This is a genomic window from Mesorhizobium marinum (assembly GCF_040813675.1).
GTDB lineage: Bacteria > Pseudomonadota > Alphaproteobacteria > Rhizobiales > Rhizobiaceae > Mesorhizobium_K > Mesorhizobium_K marinum.
In genome coordinates this window covers 196517-216606 of sequence record NZ_JBFOCI010000006.1, presented here as the reverse complement: position 1 = coordinate 216606, position 20090 = coordinate 196517, and the positions used below count along the sequence as shown (strand labels likewise).

Annotated in this window: 17 protein-coding genes; 10 read left to right on the top strand and 7 right to left on the bottom strand. The window is 66.0% G+C overall.

The window, feature by feature from the left end; genetic code table 11:
• Positions 1 to 6: 6 nt before the first annotated feature.
• Positions 7 to 654, top strand: a complete 648-nt coding sequence (locus ABUE31_RS18845; protein ID WP_437344152.1) for an ABC-type transport auxiliary lipoprotein family protein — start codon at positions 7 to 9, stop codon at positions 652 to 654.
• Positions 655 to 784: 130 nt separating this feature from the next.
• On the opposite strand, the gene ABUE31_RS18840 is transcribed toward ABUE31_RS18845, so the two are convergent.
• Complete coding sequence (locus tag ABUE31_RS18840) at positions 785 to 3784, bottom strand: Rne/Rng family ribonuclease (RefSeq protein ID WP_367725265.1); 3000 nt, start codon at positions 3782 to 3784, stop codon at positions 785 to 787.
• A gap of 632 nt (positions 3785 to 4416) precedes the next feature.
• On the opposite strand from ABUE31_RS18840, the gene ABUE31_RS18835 reads away from it, so the two are divergent.
• The 5 genes from ABUE31_RS18835 (at position 4417) to ABUE31_RS18815 (ending at position 11090) form a co-directional block, all read left to right on the top strand.
• Positions 4417 to 5640 carry an N-acetylmuramoyl-L-alanine amidase gene (locus ABUE31_RS18835; protein ID WP_367725263.1) on the top strand — a complete coding sequence of 408 codons (1224 nt, stop codon included), beginning with the start codon at positions 4417 to 4419 and terminating at the stop codon, positions 5638 to 5640.
• A 229-nt stretch (positions 5641 to 5869) separates the two neighbouring features.
• Positions 5870 to 8302: a penicillin-binding protein 1A gene (locus ABUE31_RS18830; RefSeq protein ID WP_367725262.1), complete on the top strand. Its 2433-nt coding sequence runs from the start codon at positions 5870 to 5872 to the stop codon at positions 8300 to 8302.
• Positions 8303 to 8420: 118 nt separating this feature from the next.
• A protein-coding gene (prfB, locus tag ABUE31_RS18825) for a peptide chain release factor 2 (protein ID WP_367725261.1) occupies positions 8421 to 9552 on the top strand; the annotation gives its coding sequence in 2 pieces (ribosomal slippage) (positions 8421 to 8486 and positions 8488 to 9552; 1131 coding nt in all).
• Positions 9553 to 9814: 262 nt separating this feature from the next.
• The gene (locus tag ABUE31_RS18820) at positions 9815 to 10186 is read left to right on the top strand and encodes a hypothetical protein (protein ID WP_367725260.1); all 372 of its coding nucleotides are present in this window, start codon (positions 9815 to 9817) and stop codon (positions 10184 to 10186) included.
• A 247-nt stretch (positions 10187 to 10433) separates the two neighbouring features.
• Complete coding sequence (locus tag ABUE31_RS18815) at positions 10434 to 11090, top strand: YiaD family glycine zipper/OmpA-like lipoprotein (protein WP_367725259.1); 657 nt, start codon at positions 10434 to 10436, stop codon at positions 11088 to 11090.
• A 63-nt stretch (positions 11091 to 11153) separates the two neighbouring features.
• Here ABUE31_RS18815 and ABUE31_RS18810 read toward each other — a convergent pair whose 3' ends face one another.
• Both ABUE31_RS18810 and ABUE31_RS18805 read right to left on the bottom strand, forming a co-directional pair.
• Positions 11154 to 12704: a DEAD/DEAH box helicase gene (locus tag ABUE31_RS18810; RefSeq protein WP_437344151.1), complete on the bottom strand. Its 1551-nt coding sequence runs from the start codon at positions 12702 to 12704 to the stop codon at positions 11154 to 11156.
• 189 nt (positions 12705 to 12893) lie between these two features.
• Complete coding sequence (locus tag ABUE31_RS18805; protein WP_367725255.1) at positions 12894 to 13667, bottom strand: NAD kinase; 774 nt, start codon at positions 13665 to 13667, stop codon at positions 12894 to 12896.
• A gap of 150 nt (positions 13668 to 13817) precedes the next feature.
• Between ABUE31_RS18805 and ABUE31_RS18800 the strand changes: the two genes are divergently transcribed.
• A complete protein-coding gene (locus tag ABUE31_RS18800) occupies positions 13818 to 13970 on the top strand; it encodes a hypothetical protein (protein ID WP_367725253.1) in 153 nt (50 codons plus the stop codon).
• A 55-nt stretch (positions 13971 to 14025) separates the two neighbouring features.
• On the opposite strand, the gene ABUE31_RS18795 is transcribed toward ABUE31_RS18800, so the two are convergent.
• From ABUE31_RS18795 to ABUE31_RS18785, 3 genes are all read right to left on the bottom strand, one after another.
• Positions 14026 to 14274 carry a DUF982 domain-containing protein gene (locus tag ABUE31_RS18795; RefSeq protein WP_367725252.1) on the bottom strand — a complete coding sequence of 83 codons (249 nt, stop codon included), beginning with the start codon at positions 14272 to 14274 and terminating at the stop codon, positions 14026 to 14028.
• 79 nt (positions 14275 to 14353) lie between these two features.
• Positions 14354 to 14683 carry a hypothetical protein gene (locus ABUE31_RS18790; RefSeq protein WP_367725250.1) on the bottom strand — a complete coding sequence of 110 codons (330 nt, stop codon included), beginning with the start codon at positions 14681 to 14683 and terminating at the stop codon, positions 14354 to 14356.
• A gap of 230 nt (positions 14684 to 14913) precedes the next feature.
• A complete protein-coding gene (locus ABUE31_RS18785; protein ID WP_367725248.1) occupies positions 14914 to 15348 on the bottom strand; it encodes a YciI family protein in 435 nt (144 codons plus the stop codon).
• A gap of 172 nt (positions 15349 to 15520) precedes the next feature.
• On the opposite strand from ABUE31_RS18785, the gene ABUE31_RS18780 reads away from it, so the two are divergent.
• Positions 15521 to 17215: an amidohydrolase gene (locus ABUE31_RS18780; RefSeq protein WP_367725247.1), complete on the top strand. Its 1695-nt coding sequence runs from the start codon at positions 15521 to 15523 to the stop codon at positions 17213 to 17215.
• Positions 17216 to 17249: 34 nt separating this feature from the next.
• Here ABUE31_RS18780 and ABUE31_RS18775 read toward each other — a convergent pair whose 3' ends face one another.
• Entirely contained in the window at positions 17250 to 18065 is an 816-nt protein-coding gene (locus tag ABUE31_RS18775; RefSeq protein ID WP_367725245.1) for an SDR family NAD(P)-dependent oxidoreductase, read from the bottom strand.
• Positions 18066 to 18275: 210 nt separating this feature from the next.
• Between ABUE31_RS18775 and ABUE31_RS18770 the strand changes: the two genes are divergently transcribed.
• Positions 18276 to 19310, top strand: a complete 1035-nt coding sequence (locus tag ABUE31_RS18770; RefSeq protein ID WP_367725243.1) for a cysteine synthase A — start codon at positions 18276 to 18278, stop codon at positions 19308 to 19310.
• Positions 19310 to 20050 (top strand): alanyl-tRNA editing protein, encoded by a 741-nt coding sequence (locus tag ABUE31_RS18765; RefSeq protein ID WP_367725242.1) that lies wholly within the window; start codon positions 19310 to 19312, stop codon positions 20048 to 20050. The genes ABUE31_RS18770 and ABUE31_RS18765 overlap by 1 nt, the downstream gene beginning before the upstream one ends.
• The last annotated feature ends 40 nt before the right edge of the window (positions 20051 to 20090 follow it).

The window sequence follows — 20090 nt, the reverse complement described above, 5'->3', positions numbered from 1 at the left end:
ACCCGCATGAAACCTGTCGAGGGATTGGCCGCCCGCGTGCGGCCGTTGCGTGGGGGCATGGTGAGACCAGTCGCGCTGATATCGGGCGCCTTGGCCCTTTCGATCCTGTCGGGCTGCGCTCTGCTCGGCGGCGGATCGAAGCCGCTCGACACCTATGAGCTGACTGCACCGGCCGCCGGCGACGGGCGCGGGCGCAGCTACCGGCAGATCCTGATCGCCGAACCCTCCGCGCTGAAGGCGCTGGACGGCCAGAACATCGTCATTGCGCCGGCTCCCGGATCGATCCAGTACCTCAAGGGCGCCCAATGGGCCGACCGACTGCCGAAGGTGGTGCAGGCCAGGCTTGCCGAGACGTTCCAGCGTTCCGGCGAGTTCAAGGGCGTCGGCAGGCCCGGCGAAGGGCTGGCGATCGACTATCAGGTGATCGTCGAGATCCGCTCGTTCGAGGTTCGCGTGGACGGCGGTGCGCATGCAAATGTCGAACTGTTCGTCCGGTTGCTGAACGACCGCAACGGCGTGGTCCGCGCGGAAAAGGTCTTTACCGCGACGGCGCCGGTGCCGGGCGAGGGCAACAACGCCTATGTCTCGGCCCTGGATGCGGCATTCGGAGAGGCCGCTGTCGCGATCGTCGACTGGACCGGCCGGATTCTCTGAGGCCCTGACCTATTGAGTGCGCCGACGACGGCGCGCGCCACTTCCGCAAAAACAAAACGTCCTGCGCGGGTTTCCCCGGCAGGACGTTTGCATGCTCCGCGTCCCGCGCCATCAGGCGCAGGACCGCCTATCAAAAGAAGCTGCGCTTCTGCCACCAACCGGTGCGCTTCGGCTGCTCGGCTGCCGGTTCGCCTTCGGTGGCGGTCGACGAGACGACGGCGGCCGCCGGTTCCGCGCTTGCCGTGCGCCGGCGCGAGGCGCGCACGGTTTCCGGCTTCGCTTCGGCGACCGGTTCGACAGACGCCTGTTCGGCAGGGGCCGGTTCGGGCGCCGCCGCAGGGTCGTCGGCGGCGACAGCCGGCTGTGCTTCGGCCTTGACGGCTTCTGCGGCGGCTTCCTCCGCGGCGGCGGCCTTCTTCGACCGCGACGCCCGGCGAGGCTTCTTGGGCTTTTCGGCGGGTTCCGGGGCGACTTCGGCTAACGCCTCCGCCGCCGGTTCGGCCGCGACCGCATCGGCGGCTGCCGCCTCTTCGACCACGGATGTTTCCTCAACCACGGACAGGCTTTCCACCACGGCACCGTCGTTTGCAGCGACGACGGCCCCCGCACCGGCGTCGTCCGCGCCGTGTTCCGCGCCTTCGGCGTCCGCCTGAGCGCCTTCGCCATCCTTGCGGTTGCGCTTGCCGCCGCGCTTGCCGCGCCGGCGCTTCTTGTGACCGTCCTCGGCAGAGGCGGGCGCTTCGGCCGCGACAGCTTCGGCGTCCCCATCGGCTTCGGCGTCTGCCTCCGTGGTCACGCCGTCCTCGTCGCCCGCTTCCGGATCGACGGCCGGGTTGGCGCGCGCTTCATGCTCGCCGTCACGCTCGCCGTTTTGGTCGCGGTCGCGGCCGCCGCGGCGGCGGCGCCGGCGCTTGCGCTTGCGCCCGCCTTCCTCGCCGCCCTCGGCGTGACGCTGCTGCGGCCGCTGGTCGGCCGGCGCCTCTTCGTCCGCCTCGATCTCGATCTCGGGATCGTCGTCTTCCTCTTCGATGACCACCGGCAGGAACTGGCGCTCCTGGAAGCCTTCCGGCTTCTCGGCGACGGCGCCCCGCGCAATCACGTAGTGCTGGGCGGCGACCGTCTCGTCGACATCGATGGTGATCGTCAGGCCGAACTTGGCCTCGAGCTCGGCCAGGGTGCTGCGCTTGTGGTTGAGCACATAGAGCGCGATCGAGGCCGGCGTCCGGACTACGATGTGGTTGCGGGAATCCTTGAGCAGGAATTCCTCGATGGCGCGCACGACCAGCAGCGCCACCGACGAGTCGGAGCGCACATGGCCGGTACCACCGCAATGCGGGCACGGCTTCATGGTCGATTCCAGCACGCTGGCGCGAATGCGCTGGCGGCTCATTTCCATCAGCCCGAAATGCGAGATGCGGCCGAGCTGGATGCGCGCCCGGTCGTTCTTCAGATGATCCTTGAGGCGCTTCTCGACCGCACGGTTGTTGCGGTTCTCCTCCATGTCGATGAAGTCGATGACGATCAGGCCGGCGAGGTCGCGCAGGCGCAGCTGCCGGGCGACTTCCTCGGCTGCCTCGAGGTTGGTGTGGAGCGCCGTCTCCTCGATCGAATGCTCCTTGGTGGAGCGTCCCGAGTTGACGTCGATCGATACCAGCGCCTCGGTCTGGTTGATGATGATGTAGCCGCCGCTCTTGAGCGTCACTTGCGGCTGCAGCATCTTGTCGAGCTGCGCCTCGACGCCGAACCGCGCGAACAGCGGGGTGGTCTCCCGGTAGGGCTGAACCACCTTGGCGTGGCTCGGCATCAGCATCCGCATGAAGTCCTTGGCTTCGCGGTAGCCGTCCTCGCCGGAGACGAGAATCTCGTCGATATCCTTGTTGTAGAGGTCACGCACCGAACGCTTGATGAGCGATCCCTCCTCGTAGACGAGGGCCGGAGCGGTCGACTTCAGCGTCAACTCTCGGACATTGTCCCACAGGCGCATCAGGTATTCGTAGTCGCGCTTGATTTCGGCCTTGGTGCGGCTCTCGCCGGCCGTGCGCAGGATGACGCCCATGCCCTGCGGAACCTCGAGGTCGGATACGACCTCCTTGAGCCGCTTGCGGTCCTGGGCGTTGGTGATCTTGCGCGAAATACCGCCGCCGCGGGCGGTATTCGGCATCAGCACCGAGTAGCGGCCGGCCAGCGACAGATAGGTGGTCAGCGCCGCGCCCTTGTTGCCGCGCTCTTCCTTGACGACCTGCACGAGCAGGATCTGGCGGCGCTTGATGACCTCCTGGATCTTGTAGTGCCGGCGCGGCGGCTTGCGGCGGTTGCGAACCTCGTCGAGGGCGTCCTCGGCGCCGACGGATTCGACTTCATGGTCATGGTCGTGGTCGTCGCCGCCGGACCGCTGGGTGTCCTCGACGGCACCTTCGCTTTCGGTCGGTTCGGGTAGCTTCTCGCTGACGACGTCGAGCTCGACTTCGGCGGCGATCGATGTCGGATCGCCCTTGCGGCCGTCGTCGTCGCCCTCTGCGTCGACCGGATGCTCGTCTTCCCGCGCAGTCAGTTCTTCCGTCGCCGCTTCGACCGGCTCGGAGTCGGTCGCCTCGGAAGGGGCGGCCTCGATGGTCACACTGTCTTCGACGTCTTCGTGCGCCTCAACGTTCCCGGCTTCGTCCGACGCTCCTTCGGCCTCGTGCATGTCGGCATCGTCCGCCATGCCTTCCGGCGAGGTCGCACTTGAGTCGGCACCTGCGACGGCGCTGACCGCTTCGTCGCCGCGGTCGCGGCTTCGGCCGCCGCGGCGGCGCCGCCGGCCCCGGCTGCGTTCTTCGCCGTCCTCGTCCTCATCCTCGTGCTCCTCCGCTTCGGCGCGCAGCAGCGCCTGACGGTCGGCGACCGGAATCTGGTAGTAGTCGGGGTGAATTTCGCTGAAGGCGAGGAAGCCGTGACGGTTCCCGCCATATTCGACAAATGCAGCCTGAAGGGACGGCTCTACGCGGGTAACCCGCGCCAGATAGATGTTTCCTTTGAGCTGCTTCTTGTCCTGTGATTCGAAATCGAATTCTTCGATGCGGCTACCGCGTACGACGACAACCCGCGTTTCCTCCGGGTGGGAGGAGTCTATAAGCATCTTGTTGGGCATTATCAGTTTTCCCTCCGGCAGCCGCCAGCCGAAGCGCCGGTGAAGAAAGCCTTCGCCGCCCTGCGTCTGATGAGGTGCCGGAAAATGTGTCCGCCCGGGCCTGGCGTAACGCCACAGCGGTACCGCCCGCAGCCGAACCGGCGCGGTGTCTTGCGGACCTTTCCGTGATTGCGCTCGAAGCCATCGCTTCCCTTGCGGAACCTTTGAACCTAAGCCCGGCGGCGCCGGACCAGCTTTTTTGCTCACGAAGAGCCGGCACGGAACTTACGCATCCGGCCGTATTTGTTTGCGAAAGGGCTCCGCGCCACCGGACGCCCTGACGAAATCCTTAGGGACAACCTCTGCCACGATCGCTGGGTTACGATTGGAGCCGCCTTGGGTCCGCCGTGACTAACCTTTGGGAGCGGCGGGGTGGGTCCGGGCATTGCGGTAATCCAGCATCGCTTTTATGATTTGGCGAGGTTTTAGGCAACCCTGATTTCTGATGCCGGCAATCGATGCAGTGCGCCGGCAACCGCATGAAAGGCTTGATTAACCTTATCTGGATACCACTCGTTAACAGTATGTGCAGCCTATCCGCCGGCGAGGATGGGCACCCCGCGAGCCGCAGAACATGGGGCAAGGACACTGTAATGAGTTCAGCAGACGAGCACCGAAGCATGTGGCGCGCGCTTGCCGCGGCGGCCTTCTTGGCGCTCGTCCTCCTGTTGACGGCGCGCGCGCCGTCCTTCGCGCTCGAAGCGCACGACTTCAAGATGGCGGGCGACGAAGCGCGAATGCGCGTGGTGGTCAATTTCGACAGCGAGCCCGAGCCGCGCTGGTTCCTGCTGCGGGCGCCGCACAGGCTGGTGATCGACGTCCCGGGCGCGCGGCTGGCGATCAATCCCGGCGACCTGAAGGCGAGGGGGCTGGTCGGAAACGTCCGCTACGGCCAGGTCGACGCGAAGACGTCGCGCCTGATCATCGAGGCCAAGGGGCCGTTCGTGGTGGACAGGCTCGACATTCTGCCCAACGAATCCTCGCGCGGCTTCCGGCTGGTCGCCGACCTTGTCGCCGCGTCGCAGCGGGCGTTCGACGACGCCCTCTCGGTCCAGGCCCAGACCACGGCGTCGACGCAGGTCACGCCGAAAAGCGAAAGGCTGGGCCTCAGGACAGGCCGCGATGGCCAGCGCTTCACCATCGTCATCGATCCCGGGCACGGCGGGATCGACGGCGGCGCGGCCGGGCCGAGCGGTACGGTCGAGAAGGACATCACGCTGACATTCGCCACCGAATTGCGCGACCGCCTGCGCGCTGACGGGCGCTACAACGTCTTCATGACCCGCGAGAAGGACGAATTCCTGCGGCTTGACGACCGGGTGCGCATCGCCAGGGAGCATGAAGCCGACCTGTTCATCTCCATCCACGCCGACACCATCCGCCTCAAGAAGATTCGCGGCGCGACGGTCTACACCGTTTCGGAAAAGGCTTCCGACGCCGAGGCTCAGGCGCTCGCCGACCGGGAGAACCTGTCCGACCAACTCGCGGGAATCGTTGTCGAGGAGGAAAACCACGAGGTGGCCGACATTCTCGTCGATCTCATCAAGCGCGAGACGCACAGCTTCTCCATGCGTTTCGCCCGCTCGCTCGTCGGCGAACTGTCGAGCACCGTCGGCCTCATCAACAATCCGCACCGCTTCGCCGGGTTCAAGGTGCTGAAGGCGCCCGACGTGCCGTCTGTCCTGCTGGAACTCGGCTACCTCTCCAACGCCAAAGACGAGGAGCAGCTGAAAAGCGCCGAATGGCGCGGCAAGGCCGCCGGCAGCATTTCCAAGGCGATCGAGATGTTTGCGACGTCGACCGGCGGGGACGGTTGAGCGGGCCGCGCCTGGTCGAGGTTTCGGTGGCCCATGTGGCGCGTTCCAGTGGCGCATCGACCACAGTTGCCGTATTAATCGAACAGAACTGCCTCCGGCAGGCCGTGCCGCCGCAATTTCTACACATCGGCGGATCAAGGGTCGGAGGATATGGAATGTGCCGTTTGCGGGCATGCCTGCGCGCTGACGCGCTCATGCAGTCGTCCCCCGGGCTGGCATTGGAGCGGGTATGATTCGACTTCTAGGCTATTTCTTCGGCATCGGCGTGGCCTTCGCACTGCTTGCGGCGGCAGGCGTGTGGATGGTTATCGGCGGGCTGGCCAAGGACCTGCCCGACTACGAGGTGCTTTCGAAATACGAGCCGCCTGTGACGACCCGCGTGCATGCCTCCGACGGCGCGCTGATGGGCGAGTTCGCTCGCCAGCGGCGCCTCTATCTGCCGATCCAGGCGGTGCCCGACCGCGTCAAGGCCGCGTTCCTGTCGGCCGAGGACAAGAATTTCTACAAGCATCCCGGCATCGACGTCGCCGGCCTGTTCCGCGCCGTCGTCAACAACATCCAGACCGGCGCGCGCCAGGGCGCCTCGACGATCACCCAGCAGGTCGCGAAGAACTTCCTGCTGACCAAGGACCAGACCTACGAGCGCAAGATCAAGGAAGCGATCCTGTCGTTCCGCATCGAGCAGGCCTTCTCCAAGGACCGGATACTCGAACTCTACCTCAACGAGATCTTCTTCGGCCTCAACGCGTATGGCGTGGCCGGCGCGGCGCTCACCTACTTCGACAAGTCGGTGAACGAGCTTACGGTCGCCGAGGCAGCCTACCTCGCCGCGCTGCCGAAGGGGCCGTCCAACTACCACCCCTTCCGCCATACCCAGCGCGCCATCGAGCGCCGCAACTGGGTCATCGATCAGATGGTCGAGAACGGATACGTGTCGCGTGAGGAAGGCGACAAGGCAAAGGCCGGCCCGCTCGGCGTGAAGCCGCGCCGCACCGGCAGCTACCTGTTCGCCGGCGAGTATTTTACCGAGGAAGTCCGCCGCGAGATCATCTCGCGCTACGGCGAGAACGCGCTCTACGAGGGCGGCCTGTCCGTGCGGACGACGCTCGACCCGGATCTGCAGCGGATCGCCCGCAAGGCGATGCAGAACGGCCTGCTGAAATACGACAGGCTGCGCGGCTACCGCGGCCCGGTGAAGCAGATCGAACTCGGCGCCGACTGGGGCGTGCCGCTCGGCGAGGTCAAGGATCTCGACGACGTGCCCGAATGGCGCCTGGCGGTGGTCCTCGAAAGCTCCGATGCGGGCCTGTCGATCGGGCTGCAGCCGAGCCGCGAGATTTCCGGCGCTCTCTCGGCCGAACGCGAGACTGGCACCGTGTCGACGGAGGACATGAGTTTCGCCATGCGCCATGTCGTTGACGGCCGCCGCGTCAAGGCGAATTCTCCCGCCGACGTGCTGAAGCCGGGCGATGTCGTCTATGTCGAGAAGAAGGAAGGCGCCGCCTATGAATTGCGCCAGGTTCCCGCCGTGTCGGGCGGCATGGTGGCGATGGACCCGCACACCGGCCGCGTGCTGGCGATGGTGGGCGGTTTCTCCTTCTCGCAATCGGAATTCAACCGCGCCACGCAGGCCATGCGCCAGCCGGGCTCCGCGTTCAAGCCGATCGTCTACGCCGCGGCGCTCGACAACGGCTACACGCCGGCGTCCGTCATCATGGATGGGCCCATCACCATCACCTCGGGCAACACGACCTGGTCGCCGAAGAACTATGACAGCAAGTCGGCCGGACCCTCGACGCTGCGGGCCGGCATCGAGCGGTCGCGAAACCTGATGACCGTGCGGCTCGCGCACGACATGGGCATGAAGATCGTGGCCGAGTACGCCGAGCGTTTCGGCGTCTACGACCATCTGGCGCCCTATCTGCCGATGGCGCTGGGCTCCGGCGAGACGACCGTCATGCGCATGGTTTCGGCCTATTCGGTGATGGCGAACGGCGGACGCCAGATCAAGCCGTCGCTGATCGACCGCATCCAGGACCGCTACGGCAAGACCGTCTACAAGCACGACGAGCGCGGGTGCGAAGGCTGCGTGGCCGCCGACTGGGAGAACCAGGCGGAGCCCGAACTGGTCGACAACGCCGACCAGGTTCTCGACCCGATGACCGCCTACCAGATCACCTCGATGATGGAGGGCGTGGTGTTGCGCGGCACGGCGACGACGCTCAAGGAGCTCAACCGGCCGATCGCCGGCAAGACCGGCACCACCAACGACGAGAAGGACGCCTGGTTCATGGGCTTCACGCCGAACCTGGTGGTCGGTCTCTATCTCGGCTTCGACCAGCCGCGGACGCTGGGCAAGGGCTCGACGGGCGGCGGCCTTGCCGCGCCGATCTTCAAGGAGTTCGTGGCCGAGGCACTGAAGGACACGCCGCCGACCGAGTTCCAGGTGCCCGAGGGGATGACGCTCATCGCCATCAACCGCAAGACCGGCATGCGCGCCAGCGAGGGCGAGGCGGGCACCATCATGGAAGCCTTCAAGCCCGGCACCGGGCCGGCCGACACCTATTGGGTGATCGGCATGGACGCCGACGGTACGATGGGCGAGGACCTTTCGCCTTCGGCGAGCCGCGCGATCCAGGGGGGCGGCGGCGGCCTCTACTAGCCCGGCTGCGCCGGCCGCGCCATTTCGGCGCGATCGGACGGCGGCGGCTTTACACGCGCGGGTCGCCTCCCTATGGTCCGCGCCGATTCAACGATCTGACAGAAAGTCCATTCCTGCCATGCGCGCGGAAACCGAAAAGCTCGTCGACGAAATCAAGCAGGCCATAAGCCTGCTGAGGAGGCATCTTTGACTGGGATCAGGCGCTCAAGCGACTTGATTACCTGAACAACCGCGCGGAGGATCCTTCCCTCTGGAACGACGCGCTGGAAGCCCAGAAGCTGATGCGTGAACGCCAGACGCTGGAGGACGGCGTCAAGGCGGTGCGCGGCCTGACCCAGGCGCTCGAGGACAATATCGGCCTGATCGAACTCGGCGAGGAGGAGAACGACCGCTCCGTCGTCGAGGAAGCGGAGGCGGCGATCCGCTCGCTGTCGGGCGAGGTTAGGGCGCGCCAGATCGAGACCATGCTGTCCGGCGAGGCCGACGGCAACGACAGCTATCTGGAAATCCATGCCGGCGCGGGCGGCACCGAGAGCCAGGACTGGGGTTCCATGCTGCTGCGCATGTACACCCGCTGGGCCGAGCGCCGCGGCTTCAAGGTCGATGTTCTGGAGGTCCATGACGGCGAGGAGGCGGGCATCAAGTCGGCCACGGTGCTGATCAAGGGCGAGAAGGCCTATGGCTGGCTGAAGACGGAATCGGGCGTGCACCGCCTGGTGCGCATCTCGCCTTATGACAGCAACGCGCGCCGCCACACGTCTTTCGCCAGCGTGTGGGTCTATCCCGTGATCGACGATTCGATCGACGTGCAGGTCAGCGAGTCCGACGTGCGCATCGACACCTACCGCGCCTCTGGCTCGGGCGGGCAGCACGTCAACACGACGGATTCGGCAGTGCGCATCACGCATCTGGCAACCGGCATCGCGGTCGCCTGCCAGGCCGAGCGATCGCAGCACAAGAACCGCGCCAAGGCGTGGGAGATGCTGCGCTCGCGTCTCTACGAGGAAGAGCTCAAGAAGCGCGAGGCCGCGGCCAACGCAACCGAGGCGTCGAAGTCCGACATCGGCTGGGGGCACCAGATCCGCTCCTACGTTCTGCAGCCCTACCAACTGGTGAAGGACCTGCGCACCGGAGTGGAGAACACCAGCCCGTCGGACGTGCTCGACGGCGACCTCGACGAGTTCATGGAGGCGTCGCTCTCGCAGCGCATCGAGGGCGGCAGCGGCCAGCCGGTGGCGGACCTGGACTAGCGTAGGCCTCGCATTTTTACTTCTTGTTAAGGATGCCGGCGCAGCCTGAGGCCTGTACATGTCGGCATCTGGCGTCAGGCTTCGCTCGGACGAAGCCAATTGTGCCGGCTGACGAATCGGCGCACCCTTGTGGAGCGGGAGGAGCGAGAGAAAATCGCAGCCGGACGCGGCATATCAGCGGCTGACGAGCCGGCGAATGGGAAGACACGGTCCTGGACGGGCAAGCGAAGGCTTGACGAACTCGTTTTGACAGGACTGAGCCATGTCTTACCACCCGACAGATCCGGTCCGCCGGACCCTCCACAGTCTTCTCGTTCCCTGCATTGCGGCCACGGCCTTGACCGGAGTTCCGCTGCTCTCGGCGGCGGCGCATGACGCGTTGCCGACCGCGGCCAAGCCGCAGGGCTGGTCCTATCCCTTTTCCTGCTGTTCCGGCTACGACTGCCGCGAAGTGTCTGCCCGTCAAATCAGCGAAAGGCCGGAAGGCTACGTGATCAAGGGGACCGGCGAGGTCGTCACCTACTCGGACACGCGGCTGAAAAACTCCCCCGATGGCGAGTACCACTGGTGCTCGGTAGCCGGCGCGGACGATTCGCGCACCATCTGCCTGTTCGTCCCGCCGCGCTCCTACTGACCGGCCGCCTTGCCCGCCGACCCGCCGCGTCGGCTCGCGCTGGCAGATGTGGCTGAAAGAATTTCAGGCGGGCATCGATTTTCCGGGCGACAGGCCGGACACCATATGCAATCTGCCACGTCGGCCCTTGCGGTCGACCGGCGCCAGAGCGCGCCTCGTCGGCTTTTTGCCGTATTTGGCGGTACAAGGCATGGGGGAAGGGCAGCGACGGAACGGTCGCACTGAGGAAACCGAGAGGGGATACCTGATGACCAAGAAGATGATCGCCGCCCTTGCGGCTGCCGCGCTGTTGGGCGCGTGCTCGACCGATCCCTATACCGGCGAGCAGAAGGTTTCCAACACGGCAGGCGGCGCCGCGATCGGTGCGGGTCTGGGCGCTCTGGCCGGCATGGCGGTCGGCGGCTCGAAGAACGCGCAGCGCAACGCTGTCCTGATCGGCGCCGGCCTCGGCGCGCTGACCGGCGGCGCCATCGGCGCGACCATGGACAAGAACGAGGCCGACCTGCGCGCGGAATTGCAGGGAACCGGCGTCAGCGTCACGCGCGTCGGCGACCAGGTGATCCTGAACATGCCGTCCGACATCACCTTCGCCGTCGACCAGGACGCGGTGAAGTCGAGCTTCTATCCTACGCTGAATTCAGTGGCCAAGGTTCTGAACCGCTACCAGCGGACCGTCGTCGACGTGTACGGCCATACCGACAGCACCGGCAGCGACCAGCACAATCTCGACCTGTCGCAGCGCCGCGCACTTTCGGTTGCGAACTATCTGTCCGCGCAGGGCGTCGATTCCCGTCGCTTCGCGGTTACCGGATTTGGCGAATCGCGTCCGATCGCGCCAAACTCGACCGCCGAGGGCAGGGCACAGAACCGCCGCGTCGAGATCCAGCTGTCGCCGCTGACCTGAGGCCGGGCGCATCGCAAAAAAAAGCGGCCACTGGCCGCTTTTTTCATGTCCGGTGGCGGTCGGTCAGACCTTCGCCTCGATCAGCATGAAGGCCGGCATGTCGTCGCCGAAGCCGACGGTCCCGTCATTGAGGTCGTCGTCGCGGCGACGCCTGTCCTCGCGGCGCGGGCGGTCGTCGTTCCTCGGCTTGTCGGAACGCTCGCCCTTGGCGCCGCCGCTCCTGGAGCCGCGGGCGGCGTTGTCGGCCTTGATCGCATCCTTGCGCTCGCTGCGCTCGGGCACGGCTTCGGCTGCCGGCGCCTCGGCGTCGGCCAGCATCTCTTCGGCGGGTTTCGCCGGCGATTCCCTGCGGCCGCGCTTGCGCTCGCCCTCGTCCTTGCGGCCGGCCCGGCGCGGAGCGCCGCGCCCACGGCGTGGCGCTTCGTCGTCGCTCTCGCTGGCAACGACGGTGGAGAGGTCGCCGTCGAGCCACTCGATGTTCTGGCCGATCAGTTTCTCGATCGCGTCGAGATATTTGGTGTCGCTGCGGGTGACGATGGTGAACGACTTGCCGGAACGTCCGGCGCGCCCGGTACGACCGATGCGGTGGACGTAGTCCTCGGCGTGGATCGGCACGTCGAAATTGAAGACGTGGCTGACGTCGGGAATGTCGAGGCCGCGCGCCGCGACGTCCGATGCGACGAGCAGCTTCAGCTTGCCGGAGCGGAAGCTGTCCAGCATCGCCATGCGGGCGCGCTGGTCCATGTCGCCATGCAGCGCGCCGGCGTCGAACTCGTACTTCAAGAGCGACTTGTAGAGGTCGGAAACCTCGACCTTGCGGTTGCAGAAGATGATCGCGTTCTTAAGCTCGTCGGCCTCGGCGCGGATCAGGTTGCGCAGGACCTCGCGCTTGTCCCAAGGCTTGGGCGCCGACTTCACCAGCCGCTGTGTGACTGTGGATGCGGTGGTGGCGGCGCGGGCCACCTCGACGCGGACCGGCGCGTGCAGAAACTTTTCCGTCAGCTTGGTGATCTCGGGCGGCATGGTCGCCGAGAAGAACAGCGTCTGGCGCGTGAACGGGATCATCTCGCAGATGCGCTCGATGTCGGGAATGAAGCCCATGTCGAGCATCCGGTCAGCTTCGTCGATGACCAGGATTTCGACCCCGTTGAGCAGCAGCTTCCCGCGCTCGCGGTGGTCGAGCAAGCGGCCAGGCGTGGCGATGAGCACGTCGGCGCCGCGCTCGAGCTTCTTGTCCTGCTCGTCGAAGGACACGCCGCCGATCAGGAGCGCGATGTTGAGCTTGTGGTTCTTGCCGTACTTGACGAAGTTTTCCTCGACCTGCGCGGCGAGTTCGCGCGTCGGCTCGAGGATCAGCGTGCGCGGCATGCGTGCCCGGGCGCGGCCCTTTTCGAGGCGCGTGATCATCGGCAGCACGAAAGCGGCGGTCTTGCCGGTCCCGGTCTGGGCGATGCCGAGCACGTCCTTGCCCATCAGCGCATGCGGGATAGCGCCGGCCTGGATGGGCGTCGGCTTGGTGTAACCGGCGTCGGTGACTGCGGAAAGGACCTTCGGCGAAAGGCCGAGGTCTGCGAATGTCAACGCTTCTTGAGCGGTCGTGGTGTCTACTGACAAATCTCTGGCTGCTTTTGGCTGGTTCAGCGCCGCTCTCGGAGGGAGCCGCGGCAGGCGCCGCGCGCCTGCTTAGTGTGCATTGCGATATGCGCAACCCTGCGGAATGTCAACTTAAATGGCCGTAATGTCAGGGGTGCGACGTGAAATATGATTAGCGCCTAGCGTTAATCGCCGGAAAATTCCGCCGCGCTAGTAGCGGAACTGCTCGGCCAGGATACGCTCGTTCCAGGAGTAGCCGGGGTCGAACAGCAGCGTCGCGGTCTTCGATTGCGATTCCCTGACGGTGACCGAGATCACCGACTTCACCTCGGCGTGATCGGCGGCCGCGTTCACCGGTCGCTTGTCGGGCTCCAGAATGTCGAAGCGAACGACCACCTTGTTGGAGATGAGCGCACCGCGCCAGCGGCGCGGGCGGAACGGGCTGACCGGCGTCAGCGCCAGCAGGGGTGCGTCGAGCGGGAGGATGGGGCCGTAGGCCGAGAGGTTGTAGGCGGTCGAGCCCGCCGGCGTCGCGACCATGACGCCGTCGCTGTTCAGTTCGTCGAGCCGGACCTTGCCGTCGATGGAGATACGGATCTTCGCGGTCTGGTAGGATTGGCGCCAGAGCGAGACCTCGTTGATGGCCAGCGCGCCCAGCGTTTCGCCAGTCGCGCTCTGCGCCTCCATCTCCAGTGGCCGGATCGTCTCCGACTGCGCCGCCGCAACCCTCTCAAAGAGGCCTTCCTCGCGGAACTCGTTCATGAGGAAACCCGTCGTGCCGCGGTTCATGCCGTAGACGAGCTTGCCGGTGCTCATGGTCTCGCGCAGCGTCTGCAAAAGGAAACCGTCGCCGCCGAGCGCCACGACGACATCAGCGTCATCGACAGGATTCTGTCCGTAGCGCTTGATCAGCGTGGAGGCGGCGGAGCGCGCATCCTCTGTGTCCGACGACACGAAAGCGAGTTTGTTGCGGGGTTTGGTCATCGAGCTTGGGCGACTGTCCGTTGGCGGCGCAGACGGGTAGCACGGGCGGCGGGCGGTGCAAAGGTTGCTGCGCATCCGGCCGGTCGGTTGAACATCCCGGATGGGCCCGGTAAGCTGCCCGCTATTCCAGCAATGATCGAAGGAGAAGGCATGGCGCGGGCGCCGAACTACAATCACGAACGCAGGGAACGCGAGCGGCAGAAGGCCGCCAAGAAGGCTGAGAAGGCCGCAGCGAAGGCCGCCAAGAGCGAGCGCGCCAAGGCCGAGCAAACGGCCGAATCCGAAAAGTCGGAGGAAGCCTAGGCTAGGGAGCGTTGCCCGTACCCGCCGCCGGTTCCCGGCGCGCGGGAGCGACGCATCATGACACGATTTCGACGTCGACTTCGCGGGCGGCCGCCAGGAACGCCCGACGCGCCGTCATGGCCGGTTTTGTGCCTGCCGCCCAGTCGTGGCACGCCTGCAGGGCGGCCCGGTGCTTTGGGCTCTTCTTTCCGGGCCAGTTGTTGAGAAGGAAGTCGGAAGCGTCCTGCGCCGTCCGCAGAACTTTTTCCTGGACCGGCGAACCGAACTTTACGGCGACCGGAACATCAAAGCGATCGTTTGACATTGCCGCTCATAGGCCATCGGGTCCGCCAAAGCCAGCCCCGACGCCGCATTGGCGTTCCCGAGAAGTCGATCGCGCGCGGCTAGGAGCACACCATCCGGACGCGCGTGCCGTCGTTGACGGTCTTGCACGCCAGGTTACCCGATCCCGAGGAGACGACGGGCGCCTGGGTCTTGCGCCGGGGCGGGGTCTTCTTCTCGGGCGCCGGCGGGAAGTTGTGCGCCGCCCGGGTCGGTTCGTTACGCTTCATCCATGAGGGGACAAAACGGCCCGCGGGCGCCAGGTCGATGGTCGGGATCGTTGCCGCCTTCGGCAGGACAACGGTGCCGTCAGACGTGCGCGAACAAGCCGCCAGCGTGAGCATCATGCTGCCCGCCGCAATCGCCACGCCGATCCTGCGCACCCCGTTCATCGAAATGTTCCAGCCTTGGCCAGGAAGTCCGTTTCGCCGCCTTGACGGAAAGCTCGCGGCGAAACGCCTGACGGCCGTCTTCTAGACTGCTTCGGCCATGCCGTGAAGGCCCGGGGTTGTGAACGCATGAAACCGATCCGCGCAGGGGAAGCGCGGATCGGGCGTTTGAGAGGGTGCGGTTGGAGTCAGTTCGAGGGATAGCCTCGGCGCGGGCGCCGGTCTTGCGCGGCCTATCCTTTTCTTGCCAGCTTTTCCGACTCCTCGCGCAGACGCTTCTCCTGGGCGAGAACCTCCGGCGTCGCGAGTTCTCCGAAGTCTGACATCTCGTAGAACGGGCGGATCTCGATCTCGGAGGGGCCGAACATCGGGTTGGGGCACCGCTTGACCCACTCGATTGCCTCCTCGAGCGAACGAACTTCCCAGATCCAGTAGCCGGCAATCAGTTCCTTGGTCTCGGCGAAGGGGCCGTCGATGACGGTGCGCTTCGGTCCGTCGAAGGCGACGCGCACGCCCTTCGAGCTCGGCTGCAGGCCATCGCCGGCCAGCATGATGCCGGCCTTCACCAGTTCCTCATTGTATTTCATCATGGCCGTCAGCAGTTCCTCGGTCGGCAGAACGCCGGCCTCACTGTCTTCCGTCGCCTTGACCATCACCATGAAACGCATCGGTTTTCTCCCTGGGTTGTCGAGCCCGTCGATCGGCCTCTGTCGTCTCGACGAACAACGTTTTCCGAATTCGACATGGCCCAAGCTTTTTTCGCAACTGGCGACCGGGGGGCCGGCTTGACCGGCCATTGCCCCCTTGTACCTTGCTGCGCATCGGAAGCGGGAGGACGCGATGCCGGGAATGGTCTGGAAGTACAGTCTGCTTGCGGCCACCGCCGCCATGCTTTTCAGTTCGGCCGCTTATGCCGATACGGTCGTGCTTCGCGGCGCGCGGGTGCTGACCATGGACGACGCCAAGCCGGAAGCCGAGGCGATCGCCCTTGTCGACGGCAGGATCGCGGCGGTCGGGACGGCGGCCGACGTCGAGCCGTACCTCAAGGGCGCGCGGGTCTACGACCTGCCGGCGGACGCGCTGGTGCTGCCCGGTTTCCAGGATTCGCACAACCATCTGATCTGGAGCGCCACGCAAGCGGAAGACATCGACCTGTCGGAAGCCGCCGACGAGGCCGGCCTGCGCGCCGCGATCGAACCCGCCATGGCGGCTGCCGCCGAAGGCGGCTGGCTGCGCGGCGGCGGATGGAGCGTCGCCGTCTACAAGGAGCCGAACGCCGCCGTGCTCGACGCGATCACGGGCGACCGGCCAGCCTGGTTCGAGGACATCGACGGCCACTCCGGCTGGGCCAATTCGGCGGCGCTCAAGGCAGCCGGCATCGACGCCAGCACCAGGGATCCCGAGGGCGGGCGCATCGACCGCGATGCTCAGGGCAATCCGACCGGCCTGCTGCGCGAGGAGGCGATGGCGCTGGTCTCCGACCTGCTGCCGGACTATCCGCAGGCGCAAGTCGATGCCGGTTTCGAAAAGGCGCAGGCCGAGGCGATCGGCTACGGGCTGACGGCGATCATCGACCCTTCGGCGGAGGAGTGGATGCTGGCCGGCTACCAGCGTGCCGAAGCGGCGAACGCGCTCAAGTTGCGGGTCGGGGCAGCCGTCAAGGTCGAGGCCGGCGACGCGTCTCCGGTGGAGCGCGTCACAAAGCTGAAGGCTGCCTATTCGGGGCCGCGTCTCGAGGTGACTTCGGTCAAGCTGTTCGTTGACGGCGTCATCGAAACGGGCACCGCGGCGCTGCTCGAGGCCTATGTCGGGTCCAACACGTCGGGCGACCTCCTGTTCACGCCGGAGGAACTGAAGGCCGTCGCTGTGGCCGCGGACGCTGCCGGGTTTCAGCTTCACGCCCATTCGATTGGCGACCGCGCGATACGGGTGACGCTCGACGCCTATGAGGCGGCCGAGCAGGCCAACGGCAAGCGCGACCGGCGCCCGATCATCACCCATGTGCAACTGGTCAATCAGGCCGACATTCCGCGCTTCAAGCAGCTTGGCGTCCTGCCCGTGGTCCAGGCGCTCTGGGCCTATCCGGACCCGTATATCGTCGACCTGACCCAGCCGAAGATCGGGCCGGAGCGCTCGGAGTGGCTGTATCCCTTCGGCGCGCTGAAGGAGGCCGGCGCGACCATCGTCGGGTCGAGCGACTGGAGCGTGTCGTCGATGAACCCGCTGGAAGCGATCCAGACCGGCGTCACCAGGCAGGACTTCGAGGATCCTGAGGGGGCGGTGCTGACGCCGCAGCACAGGCTCGACGTGATGGACATGCTGCGCGCCTACACCGTCAACGGCGCCTACGCTGCGTTCGACGAGGCAGAGTCCGGCACGCTGACGGTGGGCAAGAGGGCCGACGTCGTGGTGCTCGACAAGGACGTCACCAAGATCGCGCCGACCGAGATCGTGTCGGCTACGGTGCTGGCGACGCTGATCGACGGCGAACCGGTGCACGAGGGCGAGGGACTGCCGAAGCCGACGATGCCTTAGGCGCAGGCCGGACGACCCAGGCGCAGACGCGCCTCTACTCGCGCGTCCTGCCCGGCATGAGCGGATACCCGCGCCAGCGGCTTGCGTAGTTCATGAAGGCGAAGCGGGTGGCGTTCGGCCACATCCGCATGAACTTCAGGAGCCATGTGAGCCGCCAGGGAAACGTCGTTTCGTAGCCGCCGAAACCGATCGCCTTCATCATGCGGGCGCCGGCCTTGTCGACGGGCATCAGGAACGGCATGAAATGCGTGTTCTTGGCGGCGAGCGGCGTGTCGACGAAACCGGGATTCACGATCTGGATCCGGATGTTCATCTTTTCGAAGTCGTAGCGCAGCGCTTCGGCCATGTTGTTGATGGCGGCTTTGGTCGCGCCATAGGCGGCGAGTGTCGGCCAGCCGAAGTAGCCTGTAACCGACCCCATCAGGACGACATGGCCGCGGTTGCGCGTCCGCATGCGCGACACCACCGGCACGAGCCCGTTCAGGATGCCGAACACGTTGACGTCGTAGGTCTTGCGCATGTTGGCCATGTCCAGCGCCTCGCCATGCACGGGGATGTAGACGCCGGCGTTGAAGACGGCGAGCATGATCGGTCCAGCTTCCCGTTCGATGGTCTCGACTGTGGTCGCCATGCCGGCCTCGTCGGCGACATCGCAATAGTAGGCGAGGATCTTGCCGGGCAGGGAAGCGGCCGCTTCCACGACCTGCTCGATCGAATCCTCGGGGCGGGTGCTGACGGCCACCGTCCATCCCTGTCCGGCGAGCTCGAGCGCCAGCCGCCTGCCGATGCCCGAGCTGCCGCCGGTCAGCCAGGCCACGCCATGCTTGGGGTTGGCTCTGTAGATCGCCATGCCTCGCACCTCTGTCCGTTCCCGCCGACTTTCGCATGGCCGATGCTTCCGGTGAAAGCAATATCGCGCGGCGTCGTGCGCCGCTCGCTCGGCGCCGAGCAAGCCGGTGCTCCAGGAGGGCGGTGGCCGGGAAATTTCTTTCCTTGAAACGGCGGGAGCGGGTTTCTAGAACCGGACGGCTGTGCGCATGTCCGTACGAAGGGAAAGCAGATGAACGGTTCGGTGATCGACACGATCGGCAACACGCCGCTGATCCGGCTCAGGCGGGCATCGGAGGAGACCGGCTGCGAAATCCTCGGCAAGGCCGAGTTCATGAATCCCGGCCAGTCCGTGAAGGACCGTGCTGGCCTGTTCATCATCCGCGACGCCGAAAGGCGCGGGCTGCTGAAGCCGGGAGGGGTGATCGTCGAGGGCACCGCTGGCAACACCGGCATCGGGCTCACGGTCGTCGCCAAGGCGCTCGGCTACCGCACGGTCATCGTCATTCCCGACACGCAGAGCCAGGAGAAGAAGGACGCCTTGCGCGTGCTCGGCGCCGAACTGATCGAGGTGCCGGCGGTTCCCTACAAGAACCCGAACAACTACGTGAAGGTTTCCGGCCGCCTTGCCGAGCAGCTGGCGCGAACGGAGCCGAACGGCGCGATCTGGGCAAATCAGTTCGACAATGTCGCCAATCGCGACGGGCACATCCGCACCACCGCCCAGGAAATCTGGACGCAGACGGGAGGCAAGGTCGACGGGTTCGTCTCGGCCGTGGGCACGGGCGGGACGCTCGCCGGCGTGGCGGCCGGGCTGAAGGAGAACAGCCGAGACGTCAAGATCGCGCTCGCCGATCCGCTCGGCGCGGCCCTCTACAGCTTCTACACCGAAGGGGTGCTCAAGGCCGAGGGATCGTCGATCACCGAGGGCATCGGGCAGGGGCGCATCACCGCCAACCTCGAAGGTTTTGAGCCTGACTTCTCCTATCAGGTTCCGGACGACGAGGCGCTGCCGATCGTGTTCGACCTCGTGCAGGAGGAGGGCATGTGCCTGGGCGGCTCGACCGGCATCAACATCGCCGGCGCGATCCGCATGGCGAAGGATCTTGGCCCCGGCCACACCATTGTGACCATCCTCTGCGACTACGGCACGCGCTACCAGTCGAAGCTCTTCAATCCGGAGTTCCTGCGCGGCAAGAACCTGCCTGTGCCGGGCTGGATGGACCGGACGCCCGAGATTTCGGTTCCCTACGAGAAGGTCGACTGATGGCGTTCGTGACCGAGGCGCTCTTTCGCGACGACGGATATCTTGCCGAAGCGGAAGCCGAAGTCGTTGCGGTCAACGCGCGCGGCGGCATCATCCTAGACCGAACGATCTTCTATGCGACTTCGGGCGGCCAGCCGGGCGATACCGGTCGCCTATCGCTCGCGGACGGGCGGATGGTCGAAGTCGCGGCGACGGTCACCGGCGAAACCAAGGACGAGATCATCCATGTTCCGCCGACGGACTCCGACCTCAAGCCCGGCGACCGGGTGGCGCTCGCGATCGACTGGGAACGGCGACTGAAGCTGATGCGCATGCACACGGCCTGCCACCTGCTGACGGTCGTTTGTCCGTTCCCGATCACGGGGGCAGCGGTCTCCGAGGATGACAGCAGGGTCGACTTCGACATCCCGGATGCCGGTTTCACGAAGGAAGACGTGACGGCGCGGCTGATGGAACTCGTGCGCGCCGACCATCCGGTGGCCACGCGCTGGATTTCCGACGAGCAACTCGCTGCGAACCCGACGCTGGTAAAGTCGAAGAACGTGCGCCCGCCGACCGGAAGCGGCCGGATCAGGCTGGTGCTGGTCGGCGCGGACGGGTCGGTCGACAGCCAGCCTTGCGGCGGCACCCATGTGCGATCGACCGGCGAGGTCGGCGAGATCCACATCGGCAGGATCGAGAAGAAGGGTCGCGAGAACCGGCGTTTCCGCATCCGCTTCGGACCTGCGCCCGCGGCGTGAAGGCGCCGCCCGGACAGGGGCTGTCTGCCCTGCCTTATCT

What these genes read in the sequence shown, in the direction of transcription:
- ABUE31_RS18765 (WP_367725242.1), top strand. Translation starts at nt 19,310, where the DNA reads ATGGCGTTCGTGACCGAGGCGCTCTTTCGCGACGACGGATATCTTGCC.
- ABUE31_RS18785 (WP_367725248.1), bottom strand. Translation starts at nt 15,348, where the DNA reads ATGCGTTTCATGGTGATGGTCAAGGCGACGGAAGACAGTGAGGCCGGC.
- ABUE31_RS18790 (WP_367725250.1), bottom strand. Translation starts at nt 14,683, where the DNA reads ATGAACGGGGTGCGCAGGATCGGCGTGGCGATTGCGGCGGGCAGCATG.
- ABUE31_RS18820 (WP_367725260.1), top strand. Translation starts at nt 9,815, where the DNA reads ATGTCTTACCACCCGACAGATCCGGTCCGCCGGACCCTCCACAGTCTT.
- ABUE31_RS18840 (WP_367725265.1), bottom strand. Translation starts at nt 3,784, where the DNA reads ATGCCCAACAAGATGCTTATAGACTCCTCCCACCCGGAGGAAACGCGG.
- ABUE31_RS18800 (WP_367725253.1), top strand. Translation starts at nt 13,818, where the DNA reads ATGGCGCGGGCGCCGAACTACAATCACGAACGCAGGGAACGCGAGCGG.
- ABUE31_RS18795 (WP_367725252.1), bottom strand. Translation starts at nt 14,274, where the DNA reads ATGTCAAACGATCGCTTTGATGTTCCGGTCGCCGTAAAGTTCGGTTCG.
- ABUE31_RS18775 (WP_367725245.1), bottom strand. Translation starts at nt 18,065, where the DNA reads ATGGCGATCTACAGAGCCAACCCCAAGCATGGCGTGGCCTGGCTGACC.
- ABUE31_RS18770 (WP_367725243.1), top strand. Translation starts at nt 18,276, where the DNA reads ATGAACGGTTCGGTGATCGACACGATCGGCAACACGCCGCTGATCCGG.
- ABUE31_RS18815 (WP_367725259.1), top strand. Translation starts at nt 10,434, where the DNA reads ATGACCAAGAAGATGATCGCCGCCCTTGCGGCTGCCGCGCTGTTGGGC.
- ABUE31_RS18805 (WP_367725255.1), bottom strand. Translation starts at nt 13,667, where the DNA reads ATGACCAAACCCCGCAACAAACTCGCTTTCGTGTCGTCGGACACAGAG.
- ABUE31_RS18845 (WP_437344152.1), top strand. Translation starts at nt 7, where the DNA reads ATGAAACCTGTCGAGGGATTGGCCGCCCGCGTGCGGCCGTTGCGTGGG.
- ABUE31_RS18830 (WP_367725262.1), top strand. Translation starts at nt 5,870, where the DNA reads ATGATTCGACTTCTAGGCTATTTCTTCGGCATCGGCGTGGCCTTCGCA.
- ABUE31_RS18780 (WP_367725247.1), top strand. Translation starts at nt 15,521, where the DNA reads ATGCCGGGAATGGTCTGGAAGTACAGTCTGCTTGCGGCCACCGCCGCC.
- ABUE31_RS18835 (WP_367725263.1), top strand. Translation starts at nt 4,417, where the DNA reads ATGAGTTCAGCAGACGAGCACCGAAGCATGTGGCGCGCGCTTGCCGCG.